The sequence below is a fragment of the Occallatibacter sp. genome (assembly GCF_035317045.1).
GTDB lineage: Bacteria > Acidobacteriota > Terriglobia > Terriglobales > Acidobacteriaceae > Telmatobacter.
This window is the reverse complement of sequence record NZ_DATHHT010000031.1, coordinates 34702-55069: the sequence shown is the minus strand read 5'-3', so window position 1 is coordinate 55069 and position 20368 is coordinate 34702. Positions and strand designations below refer to the sequence as shown.

Here is a 20368-nt window from a genome sequence, read left to right as displayed (position 1 = left end):
CTTATCAACTTTCCTTATTAGACAACACAGAGCATTAAAAGTTTCAAGAAAGACCAACTCCTGAACTGCTTCGGATGCCCTGCCGGTTGATGAGGTTTACGTTGTTCTCCCCGCTCGAGTTCCGGAGTACCTGGAAGTGCAGTCCAACTGCTTCATCGGCGGGAATGGAGAAAGGCTGAATGCAAACGGGCGGGATATCGCGAAGAAAAAAGAGCTTGAGGAAGAGGAGGGATGAGCGGGGGTTGGCAGGAAGAGCGAGTTCGGCCATCGTGGGCTATCCCTCAGGGGCTTAATCCCAGCGTCAAGTCAGCGGCTGAGGGGACGGCAGAAGCCGTTCCCTGGAAACTCGGAATGTCCGCTCAGGCCGTGTGGCGCGGCGTGTTTTCAGAGACCAGCGCAGTATATGCGCATTCGCGTTCGGCGCGACTGGATTATTTGGCTCCGGTGATTCCATCTTCCTTTTTAATGGCGGTTTCGATGCGCTCCCACAGGTGATCTTCCGGTTCCTGATCGGGAAACAACTGCTTGGCAGCTTCCGCTATGGTCCGGAGCTGCTCGTATAACTCGCGGCAGATATCGCAATCCTTGATGTGGGGGTGGTTCTCGACGTCCGCCCCGGAACCGACGAGGTCCGATAATTGATTGCGGAATTCCTGACAGCCCATGTTCCTGGGATCGGTGGTCATCGGCGGTCTCCCTTCCGGAGCGAGAGACGCAGCGCATCACGCAACTTGAGCCGGGCCTTGTGGAGTTGCGATTTGCTGTTTCCAACGGAACAATCAAGCATGGCCGCTATCTCATTATGCTCAAAGCCCTCCACATCGTGAAGCACAAAGATGAGGCGGTAACCGGCTGGTAAAGCGGCGACCGCGCGTTCGAGGGCGAGGCGGTCGATGGAACCGGTGAGCGAAAGGTCGGGCGCGCCGAAGCTGCGACCGGGACCGTCGTCGTACGAGGGCTCCATGGCTTCATCGAGAGACATGAGGGGCAGTCCCTTTTTGCGCAGGTGCATCAGCACGACATTGATCGAGAGACGATGCAGCCAGGTGGAGAAAGCGGAGTCGCCGCGAAAGGTTCCGATCTTGCGGTGAAGCTGGAGGAAAGCTTCCTGGGTAAGGTCTTCAGCTTCGGCAACATTGCCGACCATGCGAAGGCAGAGAGAATAAATGCGTCTCTTGTGGAGCGAGTAGAGGTGGGCAAAAGCGTGGTGATCGCCGGCCTGCGCCCGGGCAAGGATTTCTGCGTCGGGAGAGAGTTGCGGAGCGGGGAGAATCGTGTCGGGTGCAGGGTCGCCAACCTGAACCGCACTTTCCTTTTCCATAGTGGAATCGGACGCGGGAGCTTCCGGCGTCTGCTTTTGAGACCTGGAACGTGGCATGCGCTTCCTTTTTTGAGGAGGGATATCGATAGCGGCAAGAATCGTCTGATGCTGCGCCAAGCTTCTTTCCTCGTTAGTATAAGGTGCAGCAGTGAAAAAGCTTGAGCTGCGGCAAGAAGGAACCCGAAAGGCTCTCAAGTTATTGGGTTAGATGCAACCAAACGACCCAGTGTGGGTCTATAAGGCTAAATTCTGGGAGATATAGTGCGTAAGGCATTGCCGGCATGGCAGCTCGGCTCGGAACTCAAGCGGAAAATGCTGCCGGCTTGTCTTTTTCTTTTCATGGCGGTGACAAGTAATTGCTGGCCACAAGCGGTCCGTTCGGGTTCCGCGGGGATTCCAGCGGAGCGATCGAAGGACAAAACTGTTGACTCGCATGGTTCAGCCGGTTTAGTGGCCAACGACGGCGAACCGGACCCAATTGCAAAGTGGCAGGGATTGCGCGTCCGCGAGATTGCCTTTGAAGGAGTTTCCGCAGATCGATTGCAGCCGCTGGCCGGACATTTGCCGCAGGCAGTAGGAGCTCCGCTCAACCGCGAAAACGTCGCCGGCAGCCTGCGTGCGCTGTTTCAGACGGGCCTGTTCAGCACGATTGAGGCGGACGCGACGAGGCTGGACGATGGCGTGAGGATTGTCTTCCGGGGCGCCGCGCGGGAGTTCATTGGAACAGTCAACGTGGATGGCGCCAAGGGCGCAACGATCAATGCGCAATTGCAGGCGGCCAGCCGGCTCAACGCCGGAACGCGGTTTACGCAGGCGCGCCTGGACGCGGCTATGGGCCGGATGCGCCAGGCGCTGTCGGACAACGGCTTCAACGAGCCGATGATCACGTATACGCTGACCCGGCATGGGAGCGAACAGCTGGTCGATATCGCGTTCGCGGTGACCTCGGGAGTACAGGCGCGTGTGGGAGGGGTTAAAGTTTCAGGCGACTCCGGTCTCTCCGAGACGCAGTTCCGTCATGACGCACGTCTCGATCAGGGGAGAAAGATCGACCACGATACGAGCAGCCGCGCACTGAACGGCATACTGAAGCACTACCAGAAGGAAAACCGGCTCGAGGCGGACGTCAAGCTGGAGGCGGAAGTGTACATCCCGGCAACGACGCGATCGGATTTCACGTTTTCATCCAACCGCGGTCCGGTGGTCAAGGTGAGCGTGGAAGGAGCCAAAATCGGCGGCGACCGGCTGAAGCGGCTGGTTCCGGTTTTCGAGGAGGGTACGGTCGATGAGGACCTTTTGAACGAAGGCAACCGGCGGCTGCGCGACTACTTCCAGCGGCTGGGCTATTTTGACGTGAAAGTGGATCATACCGAGCAGAATCCGGCAGGCGGGACCGTAACCATCACGTATAAGGTGTCGCTGAGCGCGCGCAGACGCGTGAGCAAAGTTTCGGTGGAGGGCAATCACTATTTCGACGCTTCAACGCTGGAAGCGTTGTTGACTGTGCATGCAGCCGATCATCTGGATCGGCACGGCGCCTACAGCCAGGCGTTGGTTACGGCCGACGTGAGCGCGGTGCAGGCGGTTTACCAGAGCAACGGTTTCTCCAAGGTGAAGGTCACGCCGGAAATCGTGAGCGGTGGCGCGGAGATCACCGCTGTCGCGCAGGGATCGGTGCGCAACCCTACTGAGCCGCTTTCGGTCATCTACCACATCGATGAAGGGCAGCAGCAGCGTGTAGGTGAGCTGAATCTGGATGGGGTGGAGAAATCGGATCAGAACAAGCTGCGCGCGCTGATGAATACCGCACCGGGCCAGTTGTTTTCGCCGCAGAATCTTGCCGGTGACCGGGATGCGCTCTTGACCGACTACCTGAGCCGCGGATTCGACCAGGCGCAGGTCGAGGTCGAACAGCAGACCGAGGTCAAGGATCCGACCAAGGTGGACGTAACCTTCCAGATCCACGAGGGTCAGCAGATTTTCGTGCGCAAAGTTCTGATAGCGGGCCTGCACTATACGCGTCCCGACACCGTGGCCAAGGCGATTACGCTGCATCCGGGCGATCCGCTGAATCAGACAGCGCTGGCACAGACGCAGCGGAATCTTTACGAGTTCGCGTTGTTCAATGAAGTGAATACGGCAATCGAGAATCCGGCGGGCTCAGAGCCGTATAAGACGGTGCTGATTCAGACAACCGAGGCGCGGCGCTGGACCCTGACCTACGGTCTTGGATTCGAGGCGCAGACCGGGACGCCGCAAAATAATTGCCGCGGCATCGCAACGACTGGACAACCCTGCAGCCCGAACGGAAAGACGGGGATCAGCCCGCGCGTGCTGGGTGCTGTCACGCGCAATAATCTCTTCGGTCGGGAACAATCCGCGTCGATTCAAGGCACGTATGGATTGCTCGAACAGAACATCAACCTGCTTTTTCAGAATCCGCATTTTTTCGGCAACCGCGATCTCGGCTTCACGTTTTCGGGCGGCTATGCGAGCAGCCAGAACGTGACGACATACGTTGCGTCGAAGCTGGAGACGGGAGTGCGCTGGACCGAGCACTTCAGCCAACCGGGATCGTGGTTTTCGAAAGCGAATACGTTTGTGTATGAATTCGACTTCAGGCGCGTGAAGGTTGCGCCAGAGAGTCTCCAGGTGGGTCCGAGCGAGATCTCGGCACTATCGACGGCGGTGCGCGTGGCCGGACCGAGCCTCACGTGGATTCGCGACACGCGCGATTCGGCCCTCGATTCTCGCCGCGGAACCTACACGAGCTTTCAGGACTTTCTTTCCAATCAAACATTCGGCGCGCAGGCAGAGTTTAACCGGCTCGATGTCTCGAATTCGAGCTACTACGGATTTGACAAGGGCCGGCTTGTGCTGGCGCGCAATACCAGGTACGGACAGGAGCGGGCGTACGGATCGCCTTCCGATGCGCTGATTCCGCTGCCGGAGCGCCTGTATGCCGGCGGTCCCACGTCGCATCGCGGATTTCCCATTAACGCTGCCGGGCCGCGCGATCCGGAAACCGGATTTCCGATTGGCGGCGCCGGCGCACTGGTGAACAGCACTGAACTGCGGCTGCCGCCGCCGGTGCTTCCCTTCTTCGGCGATACGGTAAGCTTTGTGATTTTTCACGACATGGGCAATGTGTTCACGAATGCGGGAGATGCATGGGAAAGTGCGCTCCGAATTCAGCAGCCGAATCGCGATGCATGCAAGGTGACCACGCCTCCGGACAATAGCACCAATCCGCCGACGCCCCCAAGCCCAACGGGACCGACCACTTCGACGGGGCGGCGGGGGCAATGCAGCTTTGACTATTTTTCGCATGCGGCGGGATTGGGCATGCGCTACCATACGCCGGTCGGACCGATCCGGCTTGACTTCAGCTACAACCTGAATCCGCCCATCTATCCCATCAACGTGAATTACTCGCAGTCGGATATTTACCTCAATCAGCATGTGGGCGAGGCCGCGCACTTCAACTTCTTCTTCAGCCTGGGGCAGACCTTCTGATGACCACACAGCGACCAGGTCGAATGAGAATTGCCCGCGCAGCGCTTCGCTGGCTTTGCATCGCCGCTCTTGCGGGTGGGCTGTCTTCCGCGGATGCGCAGCCGAAGGAGGGGACTGCGGATGCCGCAAAGCCCCTCCGCATTGATCGCGTGGTTGCGGTGGTGAATCGGCAGCCGATTCTCGAGAGCGATATCGAAGACGAGATGCAACTATCGGTACTCGATCCGAGCACGAACTCGAAAGAACAGACGACGCAGAAGGCGGCGCTGGAGCGGCTCATCAGCCGAGCGCTGATCCAGCAGCAAATTCAACAGGAAGACCTGGAGGCTACTGAGCCGAAATCGGAGGAGGTCGCGGCGCGGATCGAGGAGATTCGCAAAGAGGTGCCAACGTGCGTTCGCGCAGATTGCAAGTCGGATGCCGGCTGGAATGCTTTCCTGGCGCACCATGAGCTGACGCCGGCGCAGGTTGAGATTTACATGCGTCACCGGATGGAAATTCTGAATTTTATCGAACTGCGATTCCAGCAGGGTATTCGTATTACGCCCGAAGAGATTGAGACGTACTATGCGGGGACGCTTCTGCCGCAATATCCAGCTGGAGAGAAGCCTCCGCCACTGCAGCAGGTGTCGTCGCGGATCGAGGAGATTCTGCTGCAGCAGCGCGTGAACGTGTTGTTCGATAACTGGCTTTCGAATTTGAGGAAACAGGGGCAGGTTGAAGTACTGGACCCCGCGCTTGAATCGGCGGATGCGGCAAGCGAAACGGGAGCGCCGAAGGAATGAACGAGACCGGCCAGGTTCGTCCGTCACCGCCTGATTCTCCCGAGGAGAGCACTGAGCTGCAGCTTGCCTGGCATAAGCGTTATCTGCGCCACGTGCTCCGGGTGGGGTCGGTCCTTGCGCTTCTGCTTGTCGTGGGTCTGGTGGGCTTGTTCCTCTGGGCCAACTCTTCGTCGTTTGAAAACATTATGCGCAAGAGGCTGATTGCGCGGATTGATGCGGCGACAGGCGGGCGCGCAGAGATTGCCTCGTTCCACTGGAATCTGCTGAAACTCCAAGGCGAGGCCGACGGATTTGTTCTGCATGGGCGCGAAGGGCCGAGTGAAGCCCCGTACGCTCAGATGGATGCGCTGAAAGTCGATATTGACGTGCTTGGGTTGTTCAGCCCGCGGGTTCTGCTGCGGGATCTCGAACTGGAGCGGCCGCAGATTCACCTGATCGTTTACGCTGACGGGACCACTAATCAGCCGCAACCGCTCCAGAAGACGGAGACGCACCCGCTGGATACATTGTTTGATCTTGAGGCCAGCCATGTCGCGGTGAATCACGGCGCATTCGACTACGACAACCGCGCGGATGCAAGCGACTTTCAGGATCGGCATATACCGGTGGACTTCGAGGCGAATGATGTTTCGCTTCTGCTGAAATACGTGGCAGGCAACGGTACGAGTCACGACGGTTATCATCTCGATGCCGGCATTCGAGACATACGCCTGGTGCGCGGAACAACGGCCCACCCGGATGCGCCGCCGGTGGAAGGGTTTGCGCAGGCCGCGGTCGACTTCACGCGCGATGCCATATATCTGCGGTCGCTGCAGTTGACGGCACACAGCAAGGGATCCGCGGATCGGGTGCTGAATGTTACCGGCGAGCTTGATGATTTCACGCGTCCGCGCTGGAAGGCGTCGGCACAAGGCGAACTGGACCTGAAGCTGATGGAGCCGGCGCTTGGGTATCCGTTCACGCCGGAGGGAATCGCAAAGCTGAACCTGGTGGCGGCAGGCCAGAAGGGTGAGTTCCGGATTGATGGAACGATGCATGCCGACAACGCTTCGTATCTCGCACCGGGCGTGGTGGCGCGTGGCGTGGGACTCGACGCACATGTACACGCCGATGCGCTGCGATTGCAGATTACGAATGTGACGGCACGGTTGAGAACGGGGGGACAGCTCGAGGGCGAGGTGTTGCTCGATCACTGGATACTGCCGCTGGCAGGTACGCCGGTATTGCTGGCGGCCGAACCCCCGAAGCACGAGAAAAAGGGCCGGAGCCACGAAAATGCCACGGCGCCGGTGCCCCCGAAGGTCGACACCGACTTGCATACTAACGGGAAAGTGAACGCCTATTTCAGAGATGTCACCCTGGATACGGTACTCGACATTGTGAGCCAGCCGCCGTTCCAGCGGCTCGGGCTGGATGCGCGAATCACCGGCCAGACCACGGCGGTGTGGACCAACGGCGATGAGAATACTTTGGCGGTGACTGCAAATCTGAAGATGAATCCATCGGCGCACAGCGTCGCCGGAGAGGCGCCCGCGAGTGGTGTGATCGACGCAACATATACACAACGACACGGCTCTGTCGACCTGCGTAATCTGCAGGTGAATCTGCCAGCCAGCCAGGTGAGCGCGCACGGACAGCTTGGCGCGTTCCCGATGACCAGCCCGACGGGAATCGCGGTCGAACTTCACTCGCACAATCTGGATGACTTCGATACGATCTTCCGCGATCTCGGACTGACGCGGGACGGCAAGAGCGGAACTTCGGCGTTGCCGGTGGATCTTGATGGACAGGCGGATTTCAAGGGAACGTGGACAGGATCGCTGGTCGATCCGCACCTGGCAGGAGATCTTCAGGCAACGAATTTGTCGGTCGAACTGCCTGCCGGCAGCGGCACAACTCAACCACGGCTGCTGCACTGGGATTCGCTCGATGCAACGGGAAACTACTCGGCGTCACGGATCACGATTGAGCGCGGGCAGCTGCAGCACGGAGACGCGTCGATCAGCGTAGATGGCACGCTCACCGCGACGGAGGCACCATCGCCAAAGTCTCCAGGCAAGCCTTTGTTCGACGCACATTCGCTGCTGCGCGCAAACGTGCGTGCGAGCGCCGTCAATGCTGACGACCTGGCGCCGCTGTTGACAGAGAAGCTTCCGGTAACGGGACTGCTGAGCGCGCAGATGGCGGTGGACGGGCCGGTCGACACGCTGAATGGAAATGGCTGGGTGCAGCTCGACAATGGGACGCTGTACGGCGAGCCACTGATGCAGGCTCGCGCGCAAGGCACGATGGCCGGGCAGGTGGTGCAGCTCTCGTCGGTCACGATGAACAACGCGGCCGGCGCGGTCACGGCCTCGGGCAGCTACGATTTGCGCACGCGTCAGTTCCAGGTAGACGCGCGCGGAACTGGAATCGATATTACGAAGATCGACAGGTTGCGCAGCGGAACCACGCAGATGACGGGCAGTCTTGAATTTTCGCTCGCAGGCTCTGGAACCTTCGACGATCCGCAAATTAACGGAAAGGCGACGCTGGCCGACCTGGCGATAAGCGGCCAGCACTTTGGAGCGTTCAATGCCGTGGCGCACACGGCGAATCACGAGTTGACATGGGACATTTCTTCCCGCCTCCAAGCGGCCGAGCTCACGGCGCATGGACAGACCGCACTGCGCGGCGACAACGAGACGCAGGCGACCCTGAACTTTGCGAAGTTCAACATCGGCGCACTGCTGGAGATGGCGCACATCAACGGCTTGACGGGCGAGTCGGACCTCGAAGGCACGGTGACAGTGGAAGGCCCGCTGGCGCGGCCCGCGGAGATGCGCGGTGAGGCGCGCATTCAGCAGCTCGCCGTGACCATCGCAGGCGTGCACTTGAAAAGCGATGGCGGCCTGCACGCGACCATGGGCGACTCGAAGATCTCCCTCGACCCGCTGCACGTGACCGGCGAAGAGACAGACATGCGCGTGCAAGGCAGCCTGAACCTTACCGGAAAACGACAACTGGATGTAGCGGCGAACGGAACCATCAATCTCAAGCTGGCCGAGACGGTCGATCCGGACCTGACGGCGCGCGGCACAACGACCTTCCGCGTGGAGGCCCATGGGCCTTTGGACAATCCGGGTCTCTCGGGGCAAATTGATTTCCAGGATGCGTCGCTGGCCCTTGAGGACCTGCCCAACAGCCTGAGCCAGTTGCACGGGACCCTCGTGTTCAACCAGAACCGGCTGGAAGTGAAATCGCTGACGGCGATGAGCGGCGGCGGGCTGCTGAGCGTGTCAGGATATCTCGCCTACCAGCACGGCATCTACGCCGACATGGCGCTGAAGGGCAAGTCGATTCGCATCCGGTATCCGCAGGGTGTGAGTTCGGCGGCGGACATCAACCTGCAACTGCAGGGAACGCAGAGCAATCTGCTGCTGAGCGGCAACGTGATGATCACGCGTTTCAACGTAAGCCCGGAGATGGACTTCGTAGCGCTGGCGGCGCAAGCCGGCAAGTCGCAGCCGATCGCGCCACAGAATGCGCCTTCCAATCACATCCGGCTTGATGTGCGCATCCAGTCTTCGCCGCAGCTGAACTTCCAGAACGCCTATGCGAAGCTGGCGGGCGATGTGGATCTGCGGCTTCGCGGCACGATCGCCACGCCATCCTTGCTGGGGCGGATCTCGATTACCGAGGGCAGCGCGACCATTGCCGGCACGCGCTACGAACTGCAGCGCGGCGAAATTACTTTTACGAATCCTGTGCGCATCGAACCTCTGATTGATTTGAACGCTACTGCGCGCGTGGAGGATTACGACATCACGCTGGGTCTGCATGGGTCTGTCGATCAGATGGCGGTGAACTACCGCAGCGATCCGCCGCTACCGGAAGCTGACGTCGTGGCGCTGCTGGCGCTGGGACGCACGCAAGATCAGCAGCGGCTCTACACGCAACAGCAGGAGCAGATTGCAACCAACCCGGCGACGGATGCCCTGCTCGGCGGGGCGCTGAATGCGACGGTGAGCAGCCGGGTGCAGAAGCTGTTTGGCGCCGGATCGGTGAAGGTGGATCCGAACTACCTGGGCGCGCTGGGCAACTCCACCACGCGCATCACGGTGGAAGAACAACTCGGGAAGAACCTGACCCTGACCTACGCCACGGACGTGGATACAACGGCACAGCAGTTGCTGCAGGCCGAGATCGCGATCAACCGGCACGTGTCTCTGCTGGTAGCACGGGATGAGTCAGGAGTGTTCTCCATGGTGGTTAAGGCAACGCGTCGCTTCAAATAGGACCTTCAGCTTGAGCGCGAAAGTCAGCCGATCAGTCCGGTACTCCTGCTCAATTCCTTTTCGGCAATTCTATTTGAGACTCCCGCAATTCCCTTTTGTAAGCCTGTCCTGCTTGGATTTCGTGAAATTGTGTTCCAAAAGAATGGCCGTGTAACTTTCCTTCCGCATCTGTGTCTAAAGCAAGCAACACGGATCTCGGCTCCAGCAACGCCGGAAGCGAGAACCACAAGCAACCGCAAAGTTGCGATAAGGAGCACGAACATGAAAACGACAAAATCCATTTTCTCCGCCGCTGTAATAGCGGCTGCGTTGGCGCTAGGTGTCTTTGGAACCACCCAGGCCACATATGCATCGCCCCGCGCTGGAATCGGGGTCGGGCAGGATGGTGCCGGCGATGCCCAGGCAAAGCTGAACAAGTCGCAGTTCAAGGATGTAAGGGTCGCGGTCGACAACGGAATCGCCACGTTGTCCGGCACCGTAAGCCTTTACGAATACAAGAAAGACGCAGCCAATCGCGTCCGCAAGGTGAAGGGCGTGACTGCAGTGCGCAACAACATTGAAGTCAGTGGCCCCAATGCGAACGACAGTGATCTGAAGGCGAAGTTGCTGGAGAAGCTGACCTACGATCGCGTGGGTTACGGCAACGCCTTCAACGCCATCTCCCTCGACGTCCAGAATGGCGTCGTAACGCTGGCGGGTCACGCGCGTACCGACGTCGATAAAGATTCGGCTGTAGCGCTGGTATCGATGTATCCGGGCGTGAAAGATGTGGTGGATGAGGTAGAGGTCGATCCCACATCGATCATGGACGACCAGACGCGGCTGGCCGTGGCGCGCGCCATCTACGCCTATCCCTCGCTCAACAAATACGCCATCGACCCGGCCAAGCCGATTCGCATTTCGGTGCAGAGCGGGCATGTCGAGTTATATGGAGTGGTGGATTCGAAGGCTGACAAGGACACGGCATACATCCGGGCGAACGGCGTGGCGGGCGTCTTCAGCGTCAAGAACTATCTGCAGGTGGCCGGCCAGCCGAGCGAAAGCGAAAAGCCTCAATAAAAGAGCAAACGGATGAACCCCGGCACAAAGGCAAAGGAGGCGAGCCCCGTTGCTGCAGCGTGGCGATCGAAAGCTGGACTGCAAGGGGCTCGCCTTCGTCCAACGCCGGCCGGAAGTTCCCATTTTCACTGGACGGGGATTGGGCCCGCGTGCGACATTTACAGAACTGTAATCAAACAGTACGTTTCATTCCTTACACTTGACTCGCTATGTTGAACGACGGCCCGCTGACCATCGATCGCAGAGAAGGGAAGAATCCCGGGACACGGGTATTCTGTCTCTCTGGACCACTCACGCTGCGCAACCTGTTCGAACTCCAAACCGAACTTCGAGGTTCGGAGCCACCGCCAGTCACCGTGATCGACCTGACAGATGTACCCTACATGGATTCGGCCGGGATGGGACTGGTGATGAACCACTACGTCCGGTGCCAGACGAGGGGCGTAAAGTGCATCGTGGCCGGAGCCAATAGCCGCGTCATGGATCTATTCAAAGTGACGAAGGTCGACACGGTGCTCCCGCTGGTGAGTACGGTGGAAGAGGCGGATGCGTAGACAAGGGCTCCTTCCCTAATGATGCGCCCGGGCCTCCGCTAAGGCACAACTCTCGACACCACTTACAGAACATCAAGCTCGCAATGCGCTCCATTACACTGAATGATGGAGATGCAAGCGATGGGGCTGGCCGCGAAAACACGGACAACGCTGGAGATGATCAAGTGGGAACACTCGATCTTCGCATTGCCGTTTGCGCTCACAGCCGTGCTGCTGGCGAGCCACGGAGCGCCGGGTTGGCGCACGCTGGCATGGATCCTGGTGGCGATGGTGACGGCGCGTTCGTGCGCAATGGCTTTCAATCGCTGGGCTGACGCGGACCTCGATGCGGCCAATCCCAGAACGCGCACCAGGGCCATCCCCGCGGGACTGTTGTCGCGGGAATTTGTGGCAGGGTTCACGGTATTGATGGGGCTTGGATTTGTGATCGCCTCGGCTGAATTGAACCGGCTTACGCTGTATCTGGCGCCGCTTGTGCTCGCCGTCCTGCTCGGCTACAGCTATATGAAGCGGGTAACGCGGTGGTCGCACCTTGTGCTTGGCCTGGCGCTCGGGTTGGCGCCTTCGGCTGCCTGGATTGCGGTACGCGGCAGCCTTGATCCGCGCATCGTGGTGCTGACGGCAGCGGTGATGCTATGGGTGGGCGGCTTCGATGTGCTGTATGCCTGCCAGGATTTCGAGCACGACCGGCAAGCAGGCCTGCACAGTATTCCGCAGGCGATGGGCGTTCCGGCTGCTTTCCGCGTGGCGCGCGTTATGCACCTGGTCATGCTGGGACTGTTGATCTGGTTCGGATATCTCTTCAACTTTGGCATTGCGGGCTGGCTGGGCGTCGCGGCGGCGGGACTGTTGCTGGCCTATGAGCACTCCATTGTTTCGCCAAAGGATATGCGGCGGCTGAATTCCGCGTTTTTCACCATGAACGGCGTCATCGCCATGGTCTTCCTGCTCTTTGTGGCCGCCGATATCTGGCTGCGGAGGTAGAGTCGCAATCGTGCGTGAAAAGTCCAAAAAAGCAGCGATGGAGCTGTGGTATGGTGCGAGGAAGCCGTCTGCGGAGTCTCCGTTTGCGGCAAGCACACAAGAAAGAGAAGTTGAAGCCGGAATGAAAATTGCCATCCAGGGAGAACCTGGCTCGTTCAGTCACGAAGCGACGCTGGCGATGCTGCCGAATGCGATGATCGTGCCCTGCACCGTCTCGGCTGACGTGTTCAATGCGCTGACGGAGGGATCGGTTGACGGCGCGGTCATTCCGATTGAGAACAGCCTGGCCGGATCGGTGCTGGAGCACTTTGACCTTCTGCTGCAACATGAGGTGACGGTGGTGCGCGAGTCGCAACTGCGCATCCGGCACAACCTGATCGGGATTTCGTCAACACTGGATGACATTGACCGCGTGTTTTCACACCCGGTAGCGCTGGCGCAGTGCCGGCGGTTTCTTGCGGCTCATCCCCGGATGGAGTCGTTTGCCTTTTACGATACGGCGGGAAGCGTGAAGCAGCTCGTGGAGTTGCGCGACCGGCACGCGGCGGCAATCGCGAGCGAAGCCGCTGCCAAATACTACGGCGCCCAGATTTTGCAGACGAACATCGAGGACAATCCCGAGAACTTTACGCGCTTCTTTCTGGTGCGCCGCGCGAAAGAAGCATGGTTCGATGCCGATGCCAACAAGACCAGCCTTGCGTTTTCGGTGGAGAACCGGCCGGGGTCGCTGGTTGCGGCACTGAACGAGCTTTCGGCCACCGGAACAAATCTGACCAAGATCGAATCGCGGCCGGTTCAAGGAAAGCCTTGGGAGTATGTTTTCTACGTCGACTGCCAGTTGCGCTCATCGGAGGAAGGTTCGCGGGCGATTGCGGCGCTGAAACCCCATTGCGCGATGGTGAAGGAACTCGGACGTTATCGGGAGGCGGGGAAAATACAGGGAATAGGGAATAGGGATTAGCGGACAAGTACGGCTCGCTCAACTCCATTTGCGCTTGGGATCGCAGAGTTCTATCGATGAAAAAAGGGGATGGCGGTGGCCATCCCTTCTTTCTTGCCTGAAATATCTTAGTGCCGCAGAGGCCGGGCTCCGGGCTCGTTATTCCCTGCTCCCTATTCCCTGCCTTTAGAAGTGGTAGGCCACGCCGACGGTTGGGTAGTAGATGTTGTACCACTTGTTGGTTGAGAACTGGGCGTCACCGAAAGTGGGCACCTTGGTGACGAAGCCGCGGAATTCAGCGCGGATATCGAAGCTGGGACTGATTTCATAGGCGACGCCGGCGCCATAGAGGCCACCGACCGATACCTGCTGCTTCACATCGAGATTGGTAGTGCCTGAATTGCGGATCGGCAGGAAAATGAATGCGCCCGGACCGGCCTCAACAAAAGGGTTGAACTTCTTGAAGGTGAAGCTGCGCACAAAAGCCGCTGAAATCTCCTGGGTTCGTGTGTTCACCTGATAATGATTCGGGTTCACGAAGTAGTTGATCTTATTCTGGTAAGTGATTCCATAATTAGCCTCAAGTGCGCTGTTAGGGGTAAGCATGAAGCGGTAACTGAGCAATGCGCCATATGCGGTGTTGGAGTGAACCTGCACATCCGTTGAAGAGGCGATAAAAGGCTCAACGAGAGCCGATCCACTGAGGCTGATATCCTGCCGGCTCTCCTGAGCGCGGCCCGCTGCTACGCACACGGCCAGCAGAAAGGTAATTAGGGCGATCTTCTTCATTCGGTCTTGAACCTCGCGACTGCTCAACCGTCCGGCTGGCAACCAGGTTGTTGATGTAGGGCACGCCGGATTCCCCCACGCACCGCTCTCAGCATTGTAAATGGCCAGAACGGGTTGCAGGCGGAAGCGGCTGACTCGGAATGATCTAAGTCAATAGACGCAGCGGCCACCGAATGGGAATCGTTGAGAGGCAGGGATTAGGGATTAGGACTCTTGGCTCACCGGAAAGGTGCTCCCTGATTTGCTTCTCGTACTGTTTTTCAAATGCTGTTCTCTCGCCCCCGGCTCGCTGCTTTTGTAGGTGTCTCTAACCCTGATCCGTGTTCCCTGATCCCTGCTTTTGTCATCCCGCTCGTTCGACATGATAGTAGTAGGGTGGGCCGTGCTTTTGAGCCATATCGCGCACGGTCCGCAGAAAGGCTCGGCCAGCATAGGAAAGTGTGGCCTGGCGCCGGTGTACCAACCGCAGCACTCGTTTAAACTCAAGCTCGTCGACAATGACACGCACCAGTTCGCCGGCATCGAGTTCGTGGGCGATCGTGAGGTGCGGCACAAGGGCCACGCCGTTCCCCATGGCGACAAAGCACTTGATGGCCTCGATGGTGGGCAGATCGATGCCCATGTTGAGCGGCGTGCGGTACCGTTGGAAGGCCTCGATGACCTTGCGGCGGAGCGGCGATGTCACGTTGTGGGCGATGAAGTTTTCTTTCCCCAGGTCATTGATAGAGACGCGGGCCGCCTTGGCGAGGCGATGCCTGGGGCTGACGATAAACGCCAGGCTGTCGTTGTAGACGGCAATGGTTCGGAATTTTTCCGGATCGAGCCGAAACGACGTGACGCCGATTTCAAACGTGCGCAGGCTCAGCTCCTCGGCGATACGGCTGGCCAGCATGCGGTGCACTGAGATGCCGACTTCTGGAAACTGGCGGCGAAACTCGTCGATCGCTGGCAGCAGATACATGCAGGTGTACTCGTTGGCGGCCAGTTGCAAGCGTCCGCGCTCGAGACTCTTCAACTCGTCGAGCGCGCTGGAGGCTTCGCGACGGAGTGCGAGCAGCCGCTGAGCATAGTCGCGCAGCAATTCCCCAGAAGCAGTGAGGGACCCGTCGCGGGCGGCGCGATCGAAGAGCGTTTCACCCAGCGAGGCCTCGAGCTTGCGGATGACCTGGCTGATCGCCGGCTGGGTGCGGTGCATGCGGACGGCAGCACGTGAGAAGCTGCGCTCCTCGGCAACGGCGAGAAAGGTTTCGAGTTGAGAGAGTTCCATGGCGCCTCCGACGCGGAGTTGTCAGTGAACAGTGAACAGTGAACAGTAGACAGGGTGAACTAAACAGATTGAAACCTTTCGCCGCCCCTCAGCGCGGGCGCTAACTACGATTGACATGCATCGAGCATGCGGATCAGGTAATCCAACCTCCTCAGTACACCAGCCCACTGTTCACTGTCCACTGTCCACTGCTTCACTGTTTCACTGATCCACTGATCCACTGATTCACTTGTTCACCGCTTCATAAGCAATTGTAATAGGTTCCCCAAAAAGAATAACTTTGCCTTATACCGCCAGGATGCGAGAAAATAAAAGAGTTAGGAAATGTCTTCCCCGGCAGGCGTGAACACGATGAACAAAACAAATCACGTGGCATTCTTCGACACCACTCTGCGCGACGGCGAACAGTCGCCCGGTTGCAGCATGACCACGCAGGAAAAACTCACCATGGCGCACGCCCTTGAAGACCTGGGCGTCGACATCATCGAGGCCGGCTTTGCGATGGCTTCGGAGGGCGACTTCGCTGCGATTGCGACCATCACCCAGGCGGTGCGCAAGCCGCGCATCACTTCCCTCGCTCGCGCTAAAAAAGAAGATATCGAGATGGCGGCCCGCGCTCTGCAATTTGCGGACCGGTCGCGCATCCACGTCTTTCTCGCCTCCAGCGATCTGCATCTTGAGTACAAGCTGAAGATGAGCCGTCAACAGGCGCTGGACCAGGCCGCGGAGTCGGTGCGCCTGGCGAGAACGTTTGTCGAAGACGTTGAGTTTTCGCCTGAAGATGCGACCCGCTCGGATCGCGACTTCCTGGTCGAGATCGTGCGCATAGCCATCGAGGCAGGCGCGACCACGATCAATATGCCGGACACAGTGGGCTATTCGACGCCGGACGAATACGGCCAGATGTTTCGCGAAGTGCGCGAGCGCATTCCCGCCGTAGACGCCCAGAACATCATTCTTTCGTCGCATTGCCATGACGACCTGGGCCTGGCTGCGGCAAATTCGCTGGCGGCGATCAGTGCCGGCGCGCGGCAGGTGGAGTGCACCATCAACGGCATCGGCGAGCGCGCCGGCAACGCGTCCCTCGAAGAGATTGCGGCCGCTCTGCATGTGCGCGGCGAGCTCTACGGCGTTACGACCAACATCAAGCTGGAACAGCTTTATCCGACCAGCGAGGTGCTCGGCCAGATCATCACCTTCAAGCCTTCGCCGAACAAAGCGATTGTGGGTGCGAATGCATTTGCGCATGAGTCGGGTATTCATCAGCACGGAATGCTCGCGAATCCATTGTGCTACGAGATCATGACGCCTTCGCTCGTGGGTGTGTCGAAAACGAACCTGGTGCTGGGCAAGCACAGCGGACGCGCGGCGTTGCGTCATCGGCTGGAACATCTTGGCTACACGATTTCGCGCGAAGAGTTGCAGCAGGTGTACTACCGCTTTGTTGCACTGGCCGATCGCAAAAAGAATATCTACGACCAGGATTTGATTGGGATTCTTCCTGATCCGATTCGCGACCGGAAGCATGAGCCGGTCACCGAGCTGGATTGATCTGACAACTGAATACTGACTACTGGATTGCGGATGAAGCTGAAGATACTTGTCACCGCCGGCGACGGCATCGGGCCTGAAGTCACCAACGAAGCAGTCGCAGTGCTGCGGGAAGTCGCGGAGCTGGGCGGCCACACGATCAATATTGATGAAAAACGCATTGGCGGCGTGGCAATTGTGAAGGACGGATCGCCGCTTCCCAAGGACACGCTGGATGCGGCGTTGGCGAGCGGTGCGGTTCTGCTGGGCGCGGTGGGCGGCAACGAGTTCAATTCCCTGCCCCCTGACAAGCGTCCCGAGGCCGGGCTGCTGCAACTGCGCGCCGCGCTTGGCGGATTCGCCAATCTGCGGCCCGCATTCGCATTCAAGGAGCTCGCCGTCAACAGCCCGCTGCGGCCCGAGATCATCGACGGCGCCGATATTCTCTTCGTTCGCGAATTGCTAGGCGGCCTCTATTTCGGCCAGCCCCGCGAGTGGAACAAGACGACCGGCGAAGCCTGGAACACCATGCGCTACACCCGCGAAGAAGTAGCTCGCGTGGCGCGCATCGCATTTGAACTCGCAATGAAGCGGCGCAAGAAGCTGACCAGCGTGGACAAGGCCAATGTGCTGGAAGTGTCTCAACTTTGGCGCGCCACCGTGAACGAAGTTGCCGTGGAGTTCCCCGGCGTGACAGTCGAACACCAGTACGTCGATGCGATGTCGATGCACCTGATGAATCAGCCGCGCAATTACGACGTTGTGCTTACGGAGAACCTCTTCGGCGACATTCTCAGCGACGAGTCCGCAGTGATTACCGGATCCCTCGGCATGCTGCCCTCGGCGACCATCGGCGGCAAGGTGAATTTGTATGAGCCGGTGCACGGATCGGCGCCGGATATCGCAGGCAAGGGGTTGGCGAATCCGCTCGGCGCAATCCTCACCGGGGCGCTGATTCTGCGGCACTCCGGCGGCCTCGAAGCCGAAGCCGCGGCCATCGAATCGTCCGTCCGGAAAGTGCTGGAGCAAGGTTTCCGCACGCCCGATCTGGCGCGCGCAAATCCGCAAGGCTTCCCCGTCCTCTCCACAAAAGAGATGGGCGCGAAAGTAAGGGAGACGGTAAAAACACAGCTCGTGAACGCATAGCATTGGGTGCCCCATCCTTGACGCGTTTTTTGCGGCAAGGGTGGGAAAGCACAAACCGCGTTTTTTGAGTTACAGGGAGTTCCATGAGTTCTGAACCCAAAACATTATTCGAGAAGGTCTGGGAACAGCACGTGGTGGCAGAGCCGAAGGGCGAGCCCACATTGCTTTACATCGATCTGCAACTGCTGCACGAAGTGACTTCTCCGCAAGCGTTTGAAGGACTGCGCCTGGCGGGGCGCAAGGTGCGCCGTCCTGATCGCTGCATCGCCACAGTGGATCATAATGTGCCGACTACAGTGGAAGGCCGCCTGCACATCCTGGATCAGATCGCCGCCACGCAGATCGACGCACTGCGCAAGAATTGTGCGGATTTTGGCGTTGAGCTCTACGACGTCGATTCGCGCGAACAAGGTATCGTTCACGTGATCGGCCCGGAGCTGGGCATCACCAAACCCGGCATGACGATTGTCTGCGGTGACTCCCACACTTCCACGCATGGGGCGTTTGGCGCACTCGCCTTCGGCATCGGCACCAGCGAGGTGGAGCATGTGCTGGCCACGCAGACGCTGCCGCAGTCGAAGCCAAAGACGTTTCGCATCGCCGTTGAAGGCAAGCTTCCGCAGGGCGTGACCGCGAAGGACATCATCCTCGCCATCATCGGCAAGATTGGCACCGATGGGGCCACCGGCTGCGTCGTTGAATACGCGGGTTCAGCGATTCGCGCGCTCTCGATGGAAGGCCGCATGACCATCTGCAACATGAGTATCGAGGCCGGTGCGCGCGCAGGCATGATCGCCCCCGACAAAACCACGTTTGCGTACCTCGAAGGCCGCAGATTCAGTCCGAAGGGCGAAGCCTGGAAGACAGCTGTTGCCGAGTGGAGCAAGCTCCCAAGCGATCCAGCTGCAAAGTTCGATCGCGAACTGGTGATCGATGCAGCGACGCTGGTTCCCTACGTGAGTTGGGGAACGAGCCCCGGCATGGTTGCGCCGATTACGGCTTCGGTTCCGGATCCTGCGGCGACCAAAGACGAGCAGGAGCGGAAGGGGCTGGAGCGGGCGCTCGAATACATGGCGCTGAAGCCGGGGACTCCGCTGGCGGAAGTTTCGATCGATCGCGTGTTCATCGGGTCATGCACCAATTCGCGCATCGAGGATTTGCGCGCGGCGGCGAAGATTGCAGCGGGACACAAGGTTGCAAGTCACGTGAGCGCAATGGTGGTGCCCGGTTCGCAGCAGGTAAAAGCGCAGGCCGAGGCAGAGGGTCTTGACCGGATCTTCAAAGAGGCAGGATTCGACTGGCGCGAGCCGGGATGCTCAATGTGCCTCGGCATGAACCCCGACATTCTTGCACCGGGCGAGCGCTGCGCATCCACGAGCAATCGCAACTTCGAAGGGCGCCAGGGACGCGGCGGACGCACGCATCTTGTGTCGCCGGAGATGGCGGCGGCAGCGGCAATCGCGGGACACTTTGTTGATATTCGCAACTGGCCAAAATCTGAAGTTGCCCTCGAGGAGGTAAACGCCTGATGGAACCGTTCAAGACCCTGACAGCGCTGGCGGCCCCTCTCGATCGGACCAATGTCGATACGGACCAGATCATTCCCAAGCAATTTTTGAAGCGCATCGAGCGCACCGGCTACGGCGATTTTCTTTTCTTCGATTGGCGGCGGACGGCGTCGGGCGATCCCGATCCTGGTTTTTCGCTGAACGATCCGCGCTACAAGGGCGCGCAGATTCTCATCGCCGGAAAGAATTTCGCCTGCGGATCGAGCCGCGAACACGCCGCGTGGGCGCTGAGCGACTACGGCTTTCGCGTAGTGATCGCGCCGACGTTCGCCGACATTTTCTTTTCCAACGCAGGCAAGAATGGAATCGTGCTGGCGCGGCTGACTGAGAAAGAAGTAGCGACACTCCTCCAGAACGCAAAAGACATTCCGAACTACAAACTTACCGTTTCGCTCGAAGATCAGACGGTGACAGACGATCGCGGGTTCAAGGCAACGTTCGAAGTTGATCCGTTCCGCAAGTTCTGCCTGATCGAGGGCCTCGACGACATCGGCCTGACCCTGCGGCACGCAGCGGAATTGGACAAGTACGAAACAGAACACGACCACGCCGGATGGCTAAAGGCGAAATAGTGCGGAGCCAGCGAAGTAAGCGGTGCCGGAAAGAGATCGAAGCAGCTTTTAACTCCGCTA

16 protein-coding genes are annotated in these 20368 nt (G+C 59.2%); 11 read left to right on the top strand and 5 right to left on the bottom strand.

Features of this window, described 5'->3' with window-relative positions; genetic code table 11:
* Positions 1-43: 43 nt before the first annotated feature.
* From VK574_RS15450 to VK574_RS15440, 3 genes are all read right to left on the bottom strand, one after another.
* Complete coding sequence (locus VK574_RS15450; protein WP_472800755.1) at positions 44-268, bottom strand: hypothetical protein; 225 nt, start codon at positions 266-268, stop codon at positions 44-46.
* A gap of 163 nt (positions 269-431) precedes the next feature.
* Complete coding sequence (locus tag VK574_RS15445; RefSeq protein WP_472800754.1) at positions 432-686, bottom strand: hypothetical protein; 255 nt, start codon at positions 684-686, stop codon at positions 432-434.
* Positions 683-1378, bottom strand: coding sequence for an RNA polymerase sigma factor (locus VK574_RS15440; protein ID WP_472800753.1), 696 nt, complete (start codon positions 1376-1378; stop codon positions 683-685). The genes VK574_RS15445 and VK574_RS15440 overlap by 4 nt, the downstream gene beginning before the upstream one ends.
* 204 nt (positions 1379-1582) lie before the next feature.
* On the opposite strand from VK574_RS15440, the gene VK574_RS15435 reads away from it, so the two are divergent.
* The 7 genes from VK574_RS15435 (at position 1583) to pheA (ending at position 13457) form a co-directional block, all read left to right on the top strand.
* Positions 1583-4837, top strand: coding sequence for a BamA/OMP85 family outer membrane protein (locus VK574_RS15435; protein ID WP_472800752.1), 3255 nt, complete (start codon positions 1583-1585; stop codon positions 4835-4837).
* Positions 4838-4860: 23 nt separating this feature from the next.
* A complete protein-coding gene (locus tag VK574_RS15430) occupies positions 4861-5622 on the top strand; it encodes a SurA N-terminal domain-containing protein (RefSeq protein ID WP_472800751.1) in 762 nt (253 codons plus the stop codon).
* Complete coding sequence (locus VK574_RS15425) at positions 5619-9899, top strand: translocation/assembly module TamB domain-containing protein (RefSeq protein ID WP_472800750.1); 4281 nt, start codon at positions 5619-5621, stop codon at positions 9897-9899. Before VK574_RS15430 ends, VK574_RS15425 begins: the two co-directional genes overlap by 4 nt.
* Positions 9900-10160: 261 nt before the next feature.
* Complete coding sequence (locus VK574_RS15420) at positions 10161-10958, top strand: BON domain-containing protein (protein ID WP_472800749.1); 798 nt, start codon at positions 10161-10163, stop codon at positions 10956-10958.
* 209 nt (positions 10959-11167) lie between these two features.
* On the top strand, positions 11168-11512 hold the full coding sequence (locus VK574_RS15415; protein ID WP_472800748.1) for an STAS domain-containing protein: 345 nt from the start codon (positions 11168-11170) through the stop codon (positions 11510-11512).
* 120 nt (positions 11513-11632) lie between these two features.
* A complete protein-coding gene (locus VK574_RS15410; protein ID WP_472800747.1) occupies positions 11633-12496 on the top strand; it encodes a UbiA-like polyprenyltransferase in 864 nt (287 codons plus the stop codon).
* A 121-nt stretch (positions 12497-12617) separates the two neighbouring features.
* Positions 12618-13457: a prephenate dehydratase gene (gene pheA, locus VK574_RS15405; RefSeq protein ID WP_472800746.1), complete on the top strand. Its 840-nt coding sequence runs from the start codon at positions 12618-12620 to the stop codon at positions 13455-13457.
* Positions 13458-13622: 165 nt separating this feature from the next.
* Here the strand turns inward: pheA and VK574_RS15400 are convergent, their stop codons facing one another.
* Together VK574_RS15400 and VK574_RS15395 are read right to left on the bottom strand one after the other, a co-directional pair.
* Entirely contained in the window at positions 13623-14225 is a 603-nt protein-coding gene (locus VK574_RS15400) for an outer membrane beta-barrel protein (protein WP_472800745.1), read from the bottom strand.
* A 343-nt stretch (positions 14226-14568) separates the two neighbouring features.
* Positions 14569-15492, bottom strand: coding sequence for a LysR family transcriptional regulator (locus tag VK574_RS15395; protein WP_472800744.1), 924 nt, complete (start codon positions 15490-15492; stop codon positions 14569-14571).
* A 324-nt stretch (positions 15493-15816) separates the two neighbouring features.
* On the opposite strand from VK574_RS15395, the gene VK574_RS15390 reads away from it, so the two are divergent.
* From VK574_RS15390 to leuD, 4 genes are all read left to right on the top strand, one after another.
* Positions 15817-17043, top strand: a complete 1227-nt coding sequence (locus VK574_RS15390; protein WP_472800743.1) for a 2-isopropylmalate synthase — start codon at positions 15817-15819, stop codon at positions 17041-17043.
* 33 nt (positions 17044-17076) lie between these two features.
* A complete protein-coding gene (gene leuB, locus VK574_RS15385; RefSeq protein WP_472800742.1) occupies positions 17077-18168 on the top strand; it encodes a 3-isopropylmalate dehydrogenase in 1092 nt (363 codons plus the stop codon).
* A gap of 83 nt (positions 18169-18251) precedes the next feature.
* Complete coding sequence (gene leuC, locus VK574_RS15380; RefSeq protein WP_472800741.1) at positions 18252-19697, top strand: 3-isopropylmalate dehydratase large subunit; 1446 nt, start codon at positions 18252-18254, stop codon at positions 19695-19697.
* On the top strand, positions 19697-20308 hold the full coding sequence (gene leuD, locus VK574_RS15375) for a 3-isopropylmalate dehydratase small subunit (RefSeq protein WP_472800740.1): 612 nt from the start codon (positions 19697-19699) through the stop codon (positions 20306-20308). The genes leuC and leuD overlap by 1 nt, the downstream gene beginning before the upstream one ends.
* The last annotated feature ends 60 nt before the right edge of the window (positions 20309-20368 follow it).